Origin of the sequence: Actinomadura sp. NPDC047616 (assembly GCF_040642915.1) — a bacterium.
Taxonomy (GTDB): domain Bacteria; phylum Actinomycetota; class Actinomycetes; order Streptosporangiales; family Streptosporangiaceae; genus Spirillospora; species Spirillospora miaoliensis.
The window spans coordinates 899,460-915,628 of sequence record NZ_JBEYTB010000001.1; the positions used below are offsets into that span (position 1 = coordinate 899,460).

General features: G+C 71.7%; 15 protein-coding genes and 1 riboswitch. Of the genes, 5 read left to right on the top strand and 10 right to left on the bottom strand.

Going from position 1 to position 16,169, the window contains the following annotated elements:
• Nucleotides 1-153: 153 nt before the first annotated feature.
• Nucleotides 154-894 carry a 3-oxoacyl-ACP reductase family protein gene (locus tag ABZ801_RS04285; RefSeq protein ID WP_360692572.1) on the top strand — a complete coding sequence of 247 codons (741 nt, stop codon included), beginning with the start codon at nucleotides 154-156 and terminating at the stop codon, nucleotides 892-894.
• 252 nt (nucleotides 895-1,146) lie between these two features.
• Here ABZ801_RS04285 and ABZ801_RS04290 read toward each other — a convergent pair whose 3' ends face one another.
• Together ABZ801_RS04290 and ABZ801_RS04295 are read right to left on the bottom strand one after the other, a co-directional pair.
• Nucleotides 1,147-1,962 (bottom strand): hypothetical protein, encoded by an 816-nt coding sequence (locus ABZ801_RS04290; protein WP_360692575.1) that lies wholly within the window; start codon nucleotides 1,960-1,962, stop codon nucleotides 1,147-1,149.
• Nucleotides 1,963-2,521: 559 nt separating this feature from the next.
• Nucleotides 2,522-2,992, bottom strand: coding sequence for a GNAT family N-acetyltransferase (locus ABZ801_RS04295; protein WP_360692578.1), 471 nt, complete (start codon nucleotides 2,990-2,992; stop codon nucleotides 2,522-2,524).
• A 145-nt stretch (nucleotides 2,993-3,137) separates the two neighbouring features.
• On the opposite strand from ABZ801_RS04295, the gene ABZ801_RS04300 reads away from it, so the two are divergent.
• On the top strand, nucleotides 3,138-3,467 hold the full coding sequence (locus ABZ801_RS04300) for a WhiB family transcriptional regulator (protein WP_344944086.1): 330 nt from the start codon (nucleotides 3,138-3,140) through the stop codon (nucleotides 3,465-3,467).
• A 4-nt stretch (nucleotides 3,468-3,471) separates the two neighbouring features.
• On the opposite strand, the gene ABZ801_RS04305 is transcribed toward ABZ801_RS04300, so the two are convergent.
• A complete protein-coding gene (locus tag ABZ801_RS04305; protein ID WP_360692581.1) occupies nucleotides 3,472-4,416 on the bottom strand; it encodes an NADPH:quinone oxidoreductase family protein in 945 nt (314 codons plus the stop codon).
• 115 nt (nucleotides 4,417-4,531) lie between these two features.
• Here ABZ801_RS04305 and ABZ801_RS04310 point away from each other — a divergent pair, with 115 nt between their 5' ends.
• Nucleotides 4,532-5,158: a rhomboid family intramembrane serine protease gene (locus tag ABZ801_RS04310; protein ID WP_360692584.1), complete on the top strand. Its 627-nt coding sequence runs from the start codon at nucleotides 4,532-4,534 to the stop codon at nucleotides 5,156-5,158.
• 4 nt (nucleotides 5,159-5,162) lie between these two features.
• Here ABZ801_RS04310 and ABZ801_RS04315 read toward each other — a convergent pair whose 3' ends face one another.
• The 5 genes from ABZ801_RS04315 to ABZ801_RS04335 form a co-directional block, all read right to left on the bottom strand.
• Nucleotides 5,163-5,933 carry an SDR family oxidoreductase gene (locus tag ABZ801_RS04315; protein WP_360692587.1) on the bottom strand — a complete coding sequence of 257 codons (771 nt, stop codon included), beginning with the start codon at nucleotides 5,931-5,933 and terminating at the stop codon, nucleotides 5,163-5,165.
• Nucleotides 5,934-6,017: 84 nt separating this feature from the next.
• Nucleotides 6,018-7,478 carry a hypothetical protein gene (locus ABZ801_RS04320; RefSeq protein WP_360692590.1) on the bottom strand — a complete coding sequence of 487 codons (1,461 nt, stop codon included), beginning with the start codon at nucleotides 7,476-7,478 and terminating at the stop codon, nucleotides 6,018-6,020.
• A gap of 39 nt (nucleotides 7,479-7,517) precedes the next feature.
• The gene (locus tag ABZ801_RS04325) at nucleotides 7,518-8,303 is read right to left on the bottom strand and encodes a sporulation protein (protein ID WP_360692593.1); all 786 of its coding nucleotides are present in this window, start codon (nucleotides 8,301-8,303) and stop codon (nucleotides 7,518-7,520) included.
• Nucleotides 8,304-8,442: 139 nt separating this feature from the next.
• Nucleotides 8,443-8,769, bottom strand: coding sequence for a multidrug efflux SMR transporter (locus tag ABZ801_RS04330; protein WP_344944103.1), 327 nt, complete (start codon nucleotides 8,767-8,769; stop codon nucleotides 8,443-8,445).
• A 36-nt stretch (nucleotides 8,770-8,805) separates the two neighbouring features.
• A riboswitch (guanidine-III (ykkC-III) riboswitch) is annotated at nucleotides 8,806-8,876 on the bottom strand.
• A gap of 58 nt (nucleotides 8,877-8,934) precedes the next feature.
• Complete coding sequence (locus tag ABZ801_RS04335) at nucleotides 8,935-10,266, bottom strand: UDP-glucose/GDP-mannose dehydrogenase family protein (RefSeq protein ID WP_360692596.1); 1,332 nt, start codon at nucleotides 10,264-10,266, stop codon at nucleotides 8,935-8,937.
• Between the two features lie 528 nt (nucleotides 10,267-10,794).
• Between ABZ801_RS04335 and ABZ801_RS04340 the strand changes: the two genes are divergently transcribed.
• Nucleotides 10,795-12,627: an acyl-CoA dehydrogenase gene (locus ABZ801_RS04340; RefSeq protein ID WP_360692599.1), complete on the top strand. Its 1,833-nt coding sequence runs from the start codon at nucleotides 10,795-10,797 to the stop codon at nucleotides 12,625-12,627.
• Nucleotides 12,628-12,702: 75 nt separating this feature from the next.
• On the opposite strand, the gene ABZ801_RS04345 is transcribed toward ABZ801_RS04340, so the two are convergent.
• A complete protein-coding gene (locus ABZ801_RS04345; RefSeq protein ID WP_360692602.1) occupies nucleotides 12,703-13,749 on the bottom strand; it encodes a CU044_5270 family protein in 1,047 nt (348 codons plus the stop codon).
• Entirely contained in the window at nucleotides 13,742-14,341 is a 600-nt protein-coding gene (locus tag ABZ801_RS04350; RefSeq protein ID WP_344944113.1) for an RNA polymerase sigma factor, read from the bottom strand. Before ABZ801_RS04350 ends, ABZ801_RS04345 begins: the two co-directional genes overlap by 8 nt.
• 168 nt (nucleotides 14,342-14,509) lie before the next feature.
• Between ABZ801_RS04350 and ABZ801_RS04355 the strand changes: the two genes are divergently transcribed.
• The gene (locus ABZ801_RS04355) at nucleotides 14,510-16,162 is read left to right on the top strand and encodes an OmpA family protein (protein ID WP_360692605.1); all 1,653 of its coding nucleotides are present in this window, start codon (nucleotides 14,510-14,512) and stop codon (nucleotides 16,160-16,162) included.
• Nucleotides 16,163-16,169 lie beyond the last annotated feature (7 nt).

The window sequence follows — 16,169 nt, forward strand, 5'->3', positions numbered from 1 at the left end:
CCGCCCGTCTCGACCAGGAAACGGCCGACCCTGGCGGCGTGGCGGGTGTAGTCCTCGCCGTGGGTGCGCCGCAGGTACTTCGACGGCGCGGCCGAAAACCTCATGTCGCATTCCCGCCAGCGTCCGCGGCGGCGAACGATCATGCTCGTTGTCATGAACGAGATCGAAGGCAAGGTGGCCCTGGTCACCGGCGGCAGCAGGGGCATCGGCGCGGCGGTGGCGCTGCGGCTGGCCCAGGACGGTGCCGACGTGGCCCTCACATACGAACGCAACACCGAACGCGCCGACGCGGTGGTCGACAAGATCAAGGGAATCGGTCGCCGGGCGCTGGCGATCCAGGCCGACAGCGCGGACACCGGGGCGGTCACCGCCGCGGTGGACGAGACCGCCGCGACGTTCGGCAGGCTCGACATCCTGGTGAACAACGCCGGTGTCTTCCTCGTCGGCTCCCTGGAGGAACTGGGGGCGGAGGACATCGACCGCACGCTCGCGGTGAACGTGCGGGCGCCGTTCGTCGCCGCGCAGGCGGCGGCGCGTCACATGACCGACGGCGGCCGCATCATCAGCATCGGCAGCAACGTGGCCGAACGGACGGTGTTCCCCGGGTTCGCCCTGTACGCGATGAGCAAGACCGCACTCATCGGCATGACCAAGGGGCTCGCCCGTGACCTCGGGCCGCGCGGCATCACCGCCAACGTGGTCCACCCCGGCCCGACCGACACCGATGCCAACCCCGCCGACGGCCCGAACGCGGAGACCTTCCAAAGCTTCACCGCCCTGAACCGGTACGCAACGCCGGAGGAGGTCGCCGCCACCGTCGCCCACCTGTCCGGTGACAGCGGCGCCTACATCACCGGCGCGTCGATCAACGTCGACGGCGGCTGGACGGTCTGACACCCCCGGACGGGGCGTCCCACGGCGGCAAAACCCACCCCGCCCGGACGCCCCGTTCACGCATAACCGGCAGACGCCCGGTTGCCATCTGTCCCATGCGCCAGTGCCCGTGGATAGCGGCCATCCAGCGGTGGTGGTAAGCGATCGCGGTCCTGATGACGAGCGGTCGGCGGCCGGTTGCCGGCCTGGCGACAGGACGATCAACGTCTACGAGCCGCTGCGAAGCAGCGAACGCGGCGCCTTCTGTGCCGTCTAACGAGAGGTTCTGTAGGGCCCTGTCGCATAGAACTCTCGATCGATGGCATCGTCCGGTATCGCCCGCCGCATGGCGGCGGCCTGAGCGCCGACATACTGCATCTGAGCAGCGGTCAGGCGCCGGACGTCCCACAGCAGCGCCGCCACGTCGGCTGCTGCGGGGTCTTCGGGGGGAGAGCCGTCAGGCAAGGCGACACCGGTGATCGCAGCGAGATCTCCGGCAGGGAAATCGAGCAGGGTTGCCAGGTTGGCCAGCCTGTCCGGAGTCAGCTCGATCTGGCCCCTTGCTATCAGCACGATCGTGGAAGCGGACACGTACATGCGGCCGTTGGAGCAACAAGCGAGGGCCTTCGCCGCTTCCATACACCCGAGGTTCCGGTTGCCGTACAGCATGTTCGCGACCACCGCCCCGAATCCCGCCTTGTGCGGGTCGAACACCCTCCAGGCCGCGAAAGACCCCTTCCGCTGTTCCTGCGGGAGGTCTCGAACCAGCCGGCGCAGCTGGGACCGCCGGTCCGCTGGGAGGCAGATGGCATCGATCACCAGGTCATCGATGTACTGCCTGGCGGACGCGTCCAACGGGGCCAGTGCGTCCGGCACGTCGCGACCGGCCATGGCGAAGAGGTCTGCCGCATGCAGATTCAGTGCCGGAGCCAGTGCCTGGAGCAGCGACGGGCTGGGGCGCAGGCCGTCGACGACGCTGCGCAACTCGTCTTCGGGGACCCCGGCGACCTGCGACAGCGAACTGATATCCGACTGTCGATGGTCGAGTAGCCGCATCAGCAGCAGGCCGAAAGCCGGAATGCCCGTCATCGCCACAGGCTAGTCGCGGGACACGAGATCCCTGCAAGGCCATCGGCTGAAAGCGGCCACCAGTGCTTCACCTCACCATCGGCCGGCTCAAACACTCTCCGTCACCGCGCCATGGAGGGCGCGTGCGCGTGTCGCCTCACCGAGACGCCAACTCAAAACCGAAACCGCACCGTCCGCACCCGCGCAGGCAGGCGGCTGATCACCATGGCCTACCAGGGGCCTGCTGGCCCACCGGCATCCGCCCGGCGCCGACCCGCTCGCGAAGGGTACGTATCGGCTGCTGCACCGTCGGCGATTTGGGCACCGGGCGGATTCTGGCACTGGGCTCGGGCGTTCTTCGCCGCCCGTGGCATCACCCGCATCCAATGTGGGTTGTGGGCTTACTTGGGCTGGACCCGTGCCCGAGGGCGGGCGCGTCGAGCGAGTCTGTGAACCCTCGAACAGGAAGGTCCGTTCTCCCAGGACTGAGGGGGCGGCTGAGGGAGCGTCCGGCTGGTTTCGCGGGCGGCTGGGGTGGGGTTGAGGGAGATCGTTGGTCAAAAAGGGGCCGTGGCGGCGTTTAGGGCTCGTTCAGGTGGTACTTCATGCCCGTATGGGACGGGCGGAAGCCGAGTTTCTGGTAGAAACGGATCGCCTCGGGACGGCGGCGGTCCGTGGTGAGCTGGATCATGCGGCAGCCGCGAACACGGGCCTGCTCGACGGCCCAGGTGATCATGGCCTGGCCGATGCCGTGGCCGCGCTGGTCGGCGGCGACGCGGACGCCCTCGATCTGGGCGCGTTCGCCACCGCGGTGGGTCAGGCTCGGGATGTAGGTGAGTTGCAGTGTGCCGACGACGACGCCGTCGAGTTCGGCGACGATGACGGCGTTGCGGGGGTCGTCGGCGATGGCCTCGAAGGCGCGCAGGTAGTACTCGGGGAGCACCTCGCCGGGCGACTCGCGGGCGGCGCCGAGGGCGTCGTCGGCCAGCAGGCCGACGATCTGCGGCAGGTCGTCGCGGGTGGCCTCGCGGAAGGTCGGGCTCGAGTGCACCGTCCCAGGCTAGCGGCGGGTCCATCCGGCCGATCGGTCACCATGACTTGTAGTACTACGGCTTGTAGTACTACGTTGGGTTCGACAAACTTTCCCCACCCCAGAGCCTCCGGTGCCGGTCCTCCGGACACCGGCGGGAGAGACCATGTTCAACAGCGACAACGACGAGCACTGGACCGACCACGCCATCTGCCGCGGTGCCGATCCCGACCTGTTCTTCCCGGTCGGCTACGGTGCGCCCGTTCTCCAGGAACAGATCGCGGCGGCCAAGGCGATCTGCGGCAACTGTCCGGTCACCGCCGACTGCCTGTCCTGGGCGCTGCGCGTGGGCGAGCCCGACGGGATCTGGGGCGGCACGACCCCGGACGAGCGCCGCTACCTGCGCCGCGAGGCGAACGCCCCGGCCCGGCGCCGGCTGCCGGTGATCTCCGTACGCGGCGACGTCGAGGAGCACCGCGCCGACCAGGCCGCCTGACCGGCTAGGGAACCAGGGCGATCTTGCCGGTGGTCCGGCGATGGAGGAGGTCGTCCAGGACGGCGGGAGCCGCGTCCAGCGGGTGCGTCCGCGGCGCCACCGGCTCGGTGACCATACCGAGCAGCTCGTCCAGCAGGGCGCGCTGCTCGGCCTGATGCGTCAGCGACCACGCGCCCCAGTCGACGCCGACGACCGTGCGGTTGCGCAGCAGCACCTGGTTGAGAGGGAGTGACGGGATCTCGCCGGAGGCGAATCCGATCACCAGGTAGCGGCCGCCCTCCCGCAGGGCGCGCAGGGACGGGTCGGCCAGGGCCCCGCCGACCGGGTCGACCACCAGGTCGACGCCGCCCCGCGACCATTCCCGCGCGGACGTCTTGACGTCGGCGGGGCCGACCGCCGTCTCCGCCCCGGCGGCCAGCGCCAGCTCCCTTTTGGCGGGGGTCGACGCGACGGCCAGGACGCGGGCGCCCAGCGACGTCGCCACCTTGATCGTGGCGAGGCCGACGCCGCCGCCCGCGCCCAGCACCATCACCGTCTCGCCGGGCGCCAGGCCGCCCCGGTCGCGCAGCGCGAACAAGGCCGTGCAGTGGCTCTGGGTGAACGTCGCCGCGCGCGGGTCGTCCAGATGGTCGGGGATCGGCACCAGCGTGGCCGCGGGGACGGCCACCTGGGAGGCGAAGCCGCCTCCGAAGCAGTTGACGAGCACGCGCGTGCCCACGGCAGGGCCGTCCGCGCCAGGGCCGAGCGCCGCGACCGTTCCGGCGACCTCGGTGCCGGGGACGTAGGGCAGCGGCGGCTTGATCTGGTAGCGGCCGTGGACGAGCAGCGCGTCCACGTAGTTGACCCCGGCCGCCGCCACGTCCACGAGCACCTGGCCGGGACCGGGCTCGGGCGGGGCCTGCTCGCGTACGACGACCGACCCGAACGCCTCACACACCACCGCGCGCATGCGCCAACTATGACGGAAACCGAATGACGTTCGCCATAGCGGGCATGGCACACCGGGAACCTCTGGTTCGTTGGGATTCGTGACGGGAGCGTTTTTCACACCTACGGTGGCGCACATGAGCTATTCCCCCCAGCCGCAGGAACGGCACCGTTCCGAAGGGCTCGCGACGCACGGCGCGCGGGCCCTCGGCGCGGTCGCACTGATCGGCGTGGTCACCGCCGTCATGTGGGTGCTGGAGATCGCCGACTACGTCGTCGGCGGGCGGCTGGACGCGTTCGGCATCCAGCCGCACGACGTCAACGACCTGCCGGACATCTTCACCGCGCCGTTCATGCACGGCGGCTTCGGCCACCTGATCGGCAACACCGTGCCGTTCGTGATCCTGGGCTTCCTGGCGGCGGCGCGCGGGATCGCCAAGTTCCTGGCCGCCGGCCTGGTGATCATCGTGGTGGGCGGCCTCGGGGTGTGGTTCACCAGCTCGGCCAACACCCTGGGCTCCAGCATCCTGATCTTCGGTTTCTTCGGCTACCTGCTCGGCCGCGGCCTGTTCGAACGGCACCTGCTGGACCTGGCGATCGCCGCCGCGGTGGTGCTGCTGTACGGCGGGCTGATCTTCGGGGTGCTGCCCAGCGACCCGGGGATCTCCTGGCAGGGCCACCTGTTCGGGATGATCGGCGGCGTGCTCGCCTCCTGGCTGCTGCGCCGCCGCCGTCAGCCCGAGCCCGCGGCCGAGGGCTACTGAGCCCTCAGCGGGGACGCACCGTCACCTCGGAGACGACCGCGTCGCGCGGCGTCTCCAGGGCGGACACCAGCACACGCGCCACCGTGGCCGGCGCGGCGAAGTCGCCGGCGTCGTACGCGCGTCCCTCCTGCGCGCGGACGCGCCGCTGCATCTCGGTCGAGGTGCGGCCGGGGAAGACCGTCGTCACCCGCAGCTCGGGCTCTTCGGCGCGCAGCGAGTCCGCCAGCGCCCGCATCCCCCACTTGCTCGCCGCGTAGGCCGACCAGTTCGGGTTGGCCCGCAGCCCGGACGTGGAGTTGACGAACACCACCTGCCCCTGCGCGGCGCGCAGCGCGGGCAGCAGCAGCCGCGTCAGCTCCGCCGCCGACACCAGGTTGACGTTCAGGTGCTCCAGCCACTCGTCGGCGTCCAGCTCGGCCACCGGGCCCAGGTGGACGACGCCCGCGCAGTGCACCAGGCCGTCCAGCCGCTCGGGCAGCCCCGTCTCGGCCAGCGCCGCCTCCAGCCGGCGCGGCTCGGCCAGGTCGAGCGGGAGCGTGCGGATCTCCGCGCCCGTGGCGGTGGCGGCGCGCGCGGCGGCCCCCGGCTCCCCGTTGCGGTCGCGGACGATGATCTGCGTCTGCGCGTGCGCCCCGCCGCGCAGCGACGCGGCCAGCGCGTCCAGCCGGTCCGACGACCGGCCGGTCAGGATCAGGTCGTGCCCGCGGTCGCGCAGCAGCTCGGCGACCGCGGTGCCGATGCCCCCGGTCGCCCCCGTGATCAGATATGTCCCCATGACGTCCCATTCTGGAAGATGCTCGCGGCGGAGACGCCCCCGCCGTCGTGGTCGATATGCCCCGCCGCGCGGGGATCGGCCGGTCTAGTTGGGACGCAGCACGCGGGTCACCCCGGCGATCAGCGCGGTGGCCAGGATCCACCCCGTGGCGACCAGCGCGTACGCGACCCAGCGGGACCAGCCGGACGGGTCGAAGGCCTGCTGCTGCCCGAACGTGTCGATCGGGATCAGCAGGTCCAGGGTGTAGACGAGGGCGTGGTAGTCGGGCCGTTCGTCCGGCGGCTTGAGGGGCTGCGGCCTGTTCGCCGAGAACACGGCCGTCCCGACGGACACCAGGACGGCGAACCACCCGAACGCCAGCCACGGCCGGTACCCGTATCCGACCGTCCAGTCCAGCAGGTACCCCCACGCCTTGCCGATCGGGTTGGCGAGATGGCGGCGGCGGGTGCGCAGCTTGGCCAGCTGCACCTTGCGCGCCAGGTCGTCGTGGCCCATGCCGTGGTACCAGGCGGCGAGCTGCTCGTACGGCTGCAGGTGGAACATCTTGTCGCGGCTCACCCAGTTCAGCCGGTCCCGGAACGTGCCGCCGCGCAGGATCTCGTAGGTGAGCCCGTTCAGGTACAGCTCGTCCGGCCAGGTGGCGGGCAGATCCATGATCAGGTTGATCCGGGAGTACGACAGCGACACCCGGCCCTCGATCTTGCGTTCGGGCGTCAGGATCAGCTCGTCGGCGTAGATGTGGCTGGCGTGCAGCGCCATCCGTCCCGGGTCGCCGGAGTCCAGGACGGCCCGGGAGAACGACAGGATGCCGTTGATCCGGGCGCTGCGCAGCCGCACCGTGCCGAGCGCGGTGAAGCCCCTGCTGAACTCGGCGGCGTCCTCGACGATCATGTTCTGCGCGTCCAGCGCGAGCCGGCCGGGGTTGCGCAGGGCGGTGCCCTCCATGAACAGCCCGCCGTTCATCCGCGCCCCGACCAGCCGCATCCCGCCGGTGATCCGCGCGTCCCGGATGAACGTGCCGACCTCCACCACCAGCCCGCCGCTGAACACCGCCCACTTGGCCGGGTCGGTCACGGTGATCTCGGTGCCGTTCATCCGCAGCCCGCCCAGCAGCTGCGCGCGCGGCAGGCGCAGCTCGCCGTCGATCACCGAGCGGGACAGGCTGAGATAGCCGTCGGCCTGCAGGCCGCCGCCGTCGAACCCGGGCATCCGGCAGTCCGACAGGCGCAGCTGCCGGGTGCGGGCGTTGGAGAAGTCGGGCTGCTCGACCAGCCGGCAGTGCTCAAGCCGCAGCTCGTGCTCGACCATGCCGCCCGACACGTCCAGCCGCCCGATGATGTACGCGCCGACGAGCCGGACGGCCGGCACGAACCCCTCGCGCGGCTCGCACCCGCCGAGCAGCAGCTGCCTGATCACCTCGGCGCGGACGATGCGCCCGGGTTCCGGACCGGCCGGACGGTCCTCCCCGAGGACCACGCGGGCGCCCGTCGGGAACGCCGTCCAGAGCCGCCGTTCGGTTTCACTGAGTCCGGGGGGTTCTGTCACGAAGACTCTTTCCTCCTGGTGGTGCCAACCCCCCGACGATCAGAAGATGCCGCGGCGCCGTCCCGCCTGCTGCAGGTAGGAGTCGAGCTGCTGCTCCCAGTCGGTGTTGTTGACGGTGGCGTAGTCGACGGTGAAGCGGCCGAACGCGTCGTGGCCCTCGGTGAACACCCCGCCGCGCTTGTCCAGCTCCAGGACGACCTCCATCGACTGCGGGTACGACACGAAGGTCACTTCGAGCTGCTTGATGCCGCGGGCGTACTGCGCCGGCGGGTAGTACTCGATCTCCTGGTAGAACGGCAGCTCCTGGTGGACGCCCCAGATGCGGCCCTTCTCGCAGTCGGCGTTGCGGAACTGGAAGCCGAGGTTGGCGAAGGCGGTGAGGATCCGCTCCTGCGCGGGCAGCGGGTGCACCGCGATCGGGTCCAGGTCGGTGGCGTCGACGGCCCGCGCGACCTCCAGCTCGGTGGCGACGCCGACGGTGGTGCCGCGCAGCGGCTGCCCGTAGAAGTGCGTCAGCGGCGCCTCCCACGGGACGGAGAGCTGGAACGGGATGGTGTGCCGCGCGCCGTCGTCCAGCCGGAACGCCCCCGCGACCTGCAGCTTGGCGTACTCCAGGTCGGTGTGGTACTCGCTGTCGCCGGACTCGACCTCGACGCGGGTCTTCAGAGCCAGGTTGACGCCCTTGATCTCGGAGTCGTGCTGGCCGCCGATGATCGTCACCTCGCCCGTCACCACCCCGCCGGGCGTGGTGTTCGGGTTGTGCAGGACGGTCTCGACCTGCGGGCCGCCGACCCCCATCGCCTGCATCAGCTTCTTGAAGACCACGTCGTTCTCCCCTCCCGAAGGAACGGGGCGCGAAGGCGCCCTCGCCAAGTAGACGCGATCACGGGGGCGTGCGTTCCCCGCGCGGCCGCGGACGGCCGCGACGGGGACGACGGGGAGGACGGGGAGGACGGGGACGAGGTCAGTGGGCGCCGCCGCCGGCCAGGTTGAGCCCGACCACCCCGGCGACGATCAACGCCAGCGCCACGATCCTGGCGACCGAGACCTGGTCGCCCATGAACAGCATGCCGAGCGCGGCGGTGCCGACGGCGCCGACGCCCACCCACACCGCGTACGCGGTGCCGACGTCCAGCCTGGTCAGCGCCAGGCTGAGCAGGCCGAAGCTGATGACGGCGAACACCCCGAACCCCACCGACGGCAGCACCTGCGTGAAGCCGCGGCTGGCCTTCAGCGACAGCGCCATGGCCACTTCGAACAGGCCGGCGACGATGACGAGGATCCAGGCCATGTTTCCACCCTCCGGACGAGACGAGTCGATCGATGCCACGCGTCGTCTTGTCCTGACCGGGTACGGCGCGCTCCTCGTCCGGAAGGGCATGCGGGCACGCCCTCTCCTCGATTCAACCAGAAGAGAAGATCAGGGCTTCCCGGGGCTCGGGGCTTCCTGGAGGGCTCAGGAGCGGCCGAGGGCGCGGTACTCCCAGCCCGCCTCGCGCCACCGGGTCGCGTCCAGGGCGTGCCGTCCGTCCACGATGCGCCGGTGCCCGACGACCTCGGCCAGCGCGTCGGGGTCGATCTCCCGGAACTCCGACCACTCGGTCAGCAGCACCACCACGTCGGCGTCCCTGGCCACGTCGAGGGCGTTCGCGCCGTAGCGCAGCTCGGGGAAGGCGCGGCGGGCGTTGTCGAGGGCGGCCGGGTCGTACACCCGTACGTGCCCGCCCAGGCCGTGCATGGTGCGCGCCACGTCCAGCGCGGGCGCGTCGCGGATGTCGTCGGAGTTGGGCTTGAACGCCGCGCCCCAGCAGGCGATGCGGTGCCCGGAGATCTGCCCGCCGAGCAGCTCGCGCACCAGGTCGACGGTGCGGGCGCGGCGCCGCCGGTTGATCGCGTCCACCTCGCGCAGGAACGACACCGCCTGGCCGACGCCGATCTCCTCGGCGCGGTGTGCGAACGCGCGGATGTCCTTGGGCAGGCAGCCGCCGCCGAAGCCGAGGCCGGGCTTGAGGAACTTGCCGCCGATCCGGTCGTCCAGGGCCAGGGAGTCGGCCAGGTCCTTGACGTCGGCGCCGACCGCCTCGCACACCTCGGCCATCGCGTTGATGTAGGAGATCTTGGTGGCCAGGAAGGAGTTGGCGGCCACCTTGACCAGCTCGGCCGTGGCCAGGTCGGTGCGGATCACCGGGGTGCCCTGCTCCAGGACGGGCCGGAACGCCGCCCGCAGCCGCTCGTCGGCCCAGTCGGAGGCGACCCCGAAGACCAGCCGGTCGGGGTGCATGGTGTCGTCGACGGCGTAGCCCTCGCGCAGGAACTCGGGGTTCCACGCCAGCTCCACGTCCGCGCCCGCGGGCGCCAGCCGCCGCAGCCGCTCGGTGAGCTGCGCCGCGGTGCCGACCGGGACGGTCGACTTGCCCACGACCAGGGCCCGGCGGGTCAGGTGGGGGGCGAGGGAGTCGATCGCGGCGTTGACGTACGACAGGTCGCAGGCGTCCGAGCCGGGCTGCTGCGGGGTGCCCACGCACACGAAGTGCACGTCGCCGAACTCCCCGGCCTCGGCGAAGGAGGTGGAGAAGCGCAGCCGGCCCGACTCCAGCGCCTTGGTGAGCAGTTCGGGCAGGCCGGGTTCGAAGAACGGCACCTCGCCGGCGGCCAGTTTGGCGATCTTGCGCTCGTCCACGTCGATGCCCAGGACCTCGAAGCCCAGGACGGCCATGCAGATCGCGTGGGTGGCGCCGAGGTAGCCGGTGCCGATGACGGTGAGCCTCGGGGACTCCGTCGGGTTCATTGGCGTTCTCCTTGTCGGGTACGGGGTGCGGCTGCGGGCGCCGGGTCACCGACGGAAACGACGGCCGGGTAGCCGATCCTGCCTTAGCACGGCCCGGCGTTCGAACCCCCCGCCCGGACGGTTCGGCGTCCGGCCACCGGTGCGCCGCCGCGCGTTCCGCCTCCGGCGGGGAAACGGGCGGGCGGACGGCGCGGTGCCGTGAACCTCCTCGTCGGAAGCTTGCCCACGAGCGAGGCCCCGGGCCTGCGGAGGGTTTGCCGGGCGCCGGTCGTCCCCTTGCGATCGCGATGGGCGCTTCTCCGGACGACCGGATGACGTCGTGTGATTTGTATCACTTTTCGACGTTCTTGCCCGGTGTCTTGTGGTCCGTGCCCCGGAATCGCATTCGGAATGTGTGGTTGGCACTGGTTACCAGCGGGTAGCATTAGACGTGTTACCGACCAGTACGTTACGAACGCCATACCGTCACCCGGGAGGTCGGTCGGGGTCGTTGCCCGCCGCCACCACCGGCCAAGGCAAGGAGCTTCGATGGGGCACTACAAGAGCAACCTCCGGGACCTGGAGTTCAACCTCTTCGAGGTCCTCGGACGCGGCGAGGTCCTCGGCACCGGACCCTTCGCCGAGGTGGACGCCGACACCGCCCGCAGCATCCTCGAAGAGGTCGAGCGGCTGGCCTCCGGGCCGCTGGCCGAGTCCTTCACCGACGCCGACCGCAACCCGCCGGTCTTCGACCCGGCCACCGGCGCGGTCACCATGCCGGAGAGCTTCAAGAAGTCCTTCAAGGCGTGGATGGACGCCGAGTGGTGGCGGCTGGAGCTGCCCGAGGAGCTCGGCGGCACCAACGCGCCCCGCTCGCTGATCTGGTCGGTCGCCGAGATGGTGCTCGGCGCCAACCCCGCCGTCTGGATGTTCGGCAGCGGCCCCGCCTTCGCCCGGCTGCTGCACATCATCGGCACGCCCGAGCAGAAGCGGTTCGCCGAGCTGGCCATCGAGCGGCAGTGGGGCTCCACCATGGTGCTGACCGAGCCGGACGCCGGCTCCGACGTCGGCGCGGGCCGCACCAAGGCCGTCGAGCAGCCCGACGGCACCTGGCACATCGAGGGCGTCAAGCGCTTCATCACCTCGGCCGAGCACGACATGGCCGAGAACATCTTCCACCTGGTCCTGGCCCGTCCCGAGGGCGCCGGACCGGGCACCAAGGGCCTGTCGATGTTCCTGGTGCCCAAGTACCTGGTCGACGTGGAGACCGGCGAGCTCGGCGACCGCAACGGCGTGTACGTCACCAACGTCGAGAAGAAGATGGGCCTGAAGGTCTCCACGACCTGCGAGCTGACCTTCGGCGAGAAGCACCCCGCCATCGGCTACCTGGTCGGCGGCGTGCACGACGGCATCCGGCAGATGTTCATGGTCATCGAGCACGCCCGGATGATGGTCGGCACCAAGGCCATCTCCACCCTGTCCACCGGGTACCTGAACGCGCTGGAGTACGCCAAGGAGCGCGTCCAGGGCGCCGACATGACCCAGATGACCGACAAGACCGCCCCGCGCGTCACCATCACCCACCACCCCGACGTGCGGCGCAGCCTGATGACGCAGAAGTCCTACGCCGAGGGCATGCGGGCGCTGGTGCTGTACACCGCCACCTACCAGGACGCGGTGCAGGTCGCCGAGCACGAGGGCCGCAAGGACGAGCAGGCCGAGAAGATCAACGACCTGCTGCTGCCGATCGTCAAGGGCTTCGGGTCCGAGCGCGCCTACGCCCTGCTCGGCTCGGACTCGCTGCAGACCTTCGGCGGCTCGGGCTTCCTGCAGGACTACCCGGTCGAGCAGTACATCCGCGACTCCAAGATCGACACCCTGTACGAGGGCACCACCGCGATCCAGGGCCAGGACTTCTTCTTCCGCAAGATCCTGCGCGACCAGGGCGCCGCGCTGACCGTGCTGGCCGACCAGATCCGCGAGTTCGCCGGCAGCGAGGCGGGCAACGGCCGCCTCAAGAGCGAGCGCGCCGCCCTCGGCCGGGCCCTGGAGGACTTCCAGGGCATCCTGCAGCCGATGATCGGCTGGGCGATGGCCTCCATGGAGAACCCGCGCGAGCTGTACAAGGTCGGCCTGAACACCACCCGCCTGCTGCTGGCCGCCGGGGACGTGGTGGTGGCCTGGCTGCTGTGCCGCCAGGCCGAGGTCGCCCTGGCCAAGCTGGCCGGTGACCTCTCCGACGCCGACAAGGCGTTCTACCAGGGCAAGGTGGCCTCGGCGCAGTTCTTCTGCGCCAACGTGCTGCCGCGCCTGGCCGGCGAGCGCGCCGCCGCCGAGGCCACGACGCTCGACGTCATGGACCTCCCCGAGGACGCCTTCTGACACCGGCCTCCGCCTCCCGGCTGGAGTGGTGCGGGCCCCGTCACCGGCGACGGTGACGGGGCCCGCCCGCGTTCGCTACGGGTGCACTCGGGGAGCCTGGTCGGCGACCGAGACCCTCAGCTGGGCCGTGGACGTCAGGACACTCCCGACCGGAGCCTCGGCCTCGGCCGCGTCGGTGACGACCTCCCGCTCGCCCAGGTACCGGTAGGTGCGCCGGTCGAAGATGTACTCGTGCCGGCGGCCGCCGATGGTCTTGGCGGCGGCGATGCCCTTCCGGCCCGCCGCGTCCACCGCCTCGTCGATCGTGGTGACGCCGGGGATCGCGGCGGCGGCCCGGAACAGCGCGGCCCGCTGCGCCGCGGGCATGTACGCCTCCGTCAGCAGGCCGCCGACCCGCTGCCAGGCTTCGGTGTCGGCCTGCGGGCCCGTGCCGAGACGGGTGTAGAGGTGCTCGTACATCTTCTGCGGCTCGGTGGGCAGGCGGCTGACGTAGGCGTAGTCGTTGCGCAGGTACTCGGCCCTGTGGTCGAAGTCCGCGAGCTTCTCGGGGCCGCTGCTCGACTCGGACTGGTGCGCCTCCGGCGGGATCGGCCACCCCGGGTAGGGCTTGGGCGCCAGCGTCCTGCCCTCGATGACGCCCCGCGTCGAGTCGCCCTCCACGGGCAGCCAGACCTTGCGAATGCCGCGGGCCAGGTAACGCGAGTGGCCTTTGGCGGAGTTCGACTCGACGGGATTCATCGTCTGGGACTCGAACACCAGGTACTGGCCGGGCCTGGGGTGCAGTTCGGGGAACTTGGTGGCGTTGTCGGCGGCCCGGGTGAGCACCTGGGACGCGGCCACGGGCATCACGTGCGTGATGGTGCCCGGCTCCGGGGCGTCATCGGGCACCGCCATGACCCCGGCGGCGATCGCGGCGGCGGCCACCCCCCCGGCCAGGCCGATCGCCAGACGGCCACGGCTGCGCCCCAGACCGTCGGCGCGGCCCCGACGGGCGCGGCGGGCGGGCGCGGGCTCCGCCCCGGAGATCGCGGCCATCAGCCGCGCCTCCTCGGCGCGCAGGCCGTCCGTCCCCGGACGCGGAACCTCCGAGCGGAACCGCTCGAGCACGGTCATCTCATCCATGGACCTTCTCCTCCCTGACGATCAGCGTGGGGTTGGTCTCGCCGAGTTCGCGGCGCAGCCTCTTGCGGGCCCGGTTGATGCGCGAGCGCACCGTGCCGACCCGCACGCCCAGCGCCTGCGCGGCCTCGGGGTAGGTCAGGCCGCCCCAGGCCACCAGCAGCAGCGCGTCGCGGTGCCCCTTGGGCAGCGACGCCAGCGCCCCGGCCAGGCGCGGCCCCTGCGCCTGCGCGCTGACCCGCTCGTCGCTGCGTTCGGTGAACGGCGCCGTGACGGGGTCGGCGCCGGTGCGCTCGGCGGCGCGCAGGTGGCGCACCTCCTCGCGGACGTACCGGCGGACCAGGTTGGTGGCGATCCCGTACAGCCACGGCCGCGCGTCGCGTCGCGCCAGGTCGTAGCGGTCGCGCTGCCGGAACGCGTTCAGGAAGGTCTCGGCCACCACGTCCTCGGCGGCGTCGCGTCCCAGCCTGCGGGTGACGTACCGCTTGAGGTCGGGGGCGTGGCGGCGGAACACCTCCGCGAACGCCTCCGGATGGCTCCGGGACCGTTCGATCGCGGAGGCGTCGTCGGCCTCCGGCGGGCTCTTTTCGCTCATTCTGGGCCTCTCGGCTTCCGGTCAGTACGTCCCTTGTTGCCGAGCGGCGCCGGAACGGTTCCCCGTCAGTCTGCGCGGCCTCACCCGGCGGTGCCGAGGTGTCGCCCGAGGGGGTGGGCGTCGCTAGGGTGTCCCGGGATTGAGTCGCTGTCGGAAGCGGAAGGCCCCATGACGGTGCGCAGATTCGTCCTCTCATCGGCCGTCCCGTTGACCGCTGTGCTGATCATGACCGCCGGCTGCTCCGACTCCGGGCCCGCGGCCGCCAGGGTGGACCCGCCCCGCGCGTCGGGCGGCGGCCCGCCGACCACGCCGCCGCCGACGGGCGGCGGAATGGTCAAGGAGGGCTGGTTCGGCGGGGCGGACGGGCTGCACGCCCGCGTCGAGATCAAGGGCGTCGAACGGCAGGCGACCCGGTCGGTGCTGCGCCTGACCCTCACGCCGCTTGCGTCCGCCACCCCCTCGGCCGGGGCCACCGGCGGTACCGCGTCCCCGCCGGGCGGGGCGGGCACCACCATGTCGTTCGCCGTCTCGCTGCTCGACCCGGTGGGCCGCAGGCTCTACCGGCCGCTGACGGGCGGGCAGCCGTCACAGCTCGCCGTGGGCGCCGCCCAGGAGATGACCGTCGAGTACCCGCCGCTGCCGCAGGACGTCCAGCGCGTCACGGTGATCACGCCCGGGACGGCCGGGGAGTTCGCCGGGGTCCCGGTCACCGCCGGCACCGGCACAGGCCCAGGAACCGGGACCGGGACCGGCGCCGGGACGGGCTTCGGCGTCGGCGTCGGCACCGTTCCGACCGGGACGACCCCGACCCCGTCCCCCACGGGCACGGCGTCCCCCTCCACCACGGCCACGGCGTCGCCGGGCGGCGGCGCCACCGACCTCTACGGCATCACCGAGGGCGAGGTCCGGGACGTGACCTCCGGCCCGGCCGACGAGACGCTGAGCCTGCGCGCGGACGTGCTGTTCGACTCCGGCTCCGACAAGCCGTCCGCCCGCGCCAAGCAGGTGCTCGACCAGGCGGCCGCCGACCTCCAGCGGAACGTCAGCGCCACCGACCGCGCCATCGCCATCGACGGCCACACCGACGGTGCCGGAAACGAGTCGCAGAATCTCGACCTGTCGCGGCGCCGCGCCCAGGCCGTGGAGAAGGAGCTGAAGAACCGGCTCGGCGGGACGTTCAGGTACACGGCCACCGGCAAGGGCAAGGCCGATCCCGTCGCCAAGGAGGGCGGCTCCGGCGACGCCGCCGCCCGTGCCCGCAACCGCCGCGTGGAGATCTCCTACAAGGTGCGGCAGGGGCCGGGCAGCGGCACCACGACGTCCACCCCGTCCACGACGCCCAGCGCGTCGGCGTCGGTGTCTCCGTCGCCGCCGGCGACTCCCGGGACGTTCCGGGCGCAGGACGGAACCACCGTCGCCAGCCGTACCGGGCAGTTCGGGCAGGCCAAACGGCGGCTGAACGTCAAGCCGTTCTACCGCGACGGCGCCTACCTGGTGGCCGTGTTCGAGATCGTCAACGAGGGCCCGGGGAACACCCCGCCGGACGCCTCGTACCCGCACCAGGACTACCCGGGAGGCGCCTTCACCGCGTTCTCCGTGAGCGCGCCCGGCGGCAAGGACGTCTACCGCGCCGTACGCATCGGAGCCGCCGCGCCCGGCGCCTACGCCTCCTACGTCGACCCGGGACGCGCCACGTTCCGCACGGGCGTCGGGCAGCCGGCGCGCGGCTTCGTCTACCTGCCCGCGCCGCCCGGCAACGTCAGAACGGTCACCTTCAACGCGGGCCTCTTCGGCAAGGTCGACAACGTCCCCGTGAACTGACGCGCGA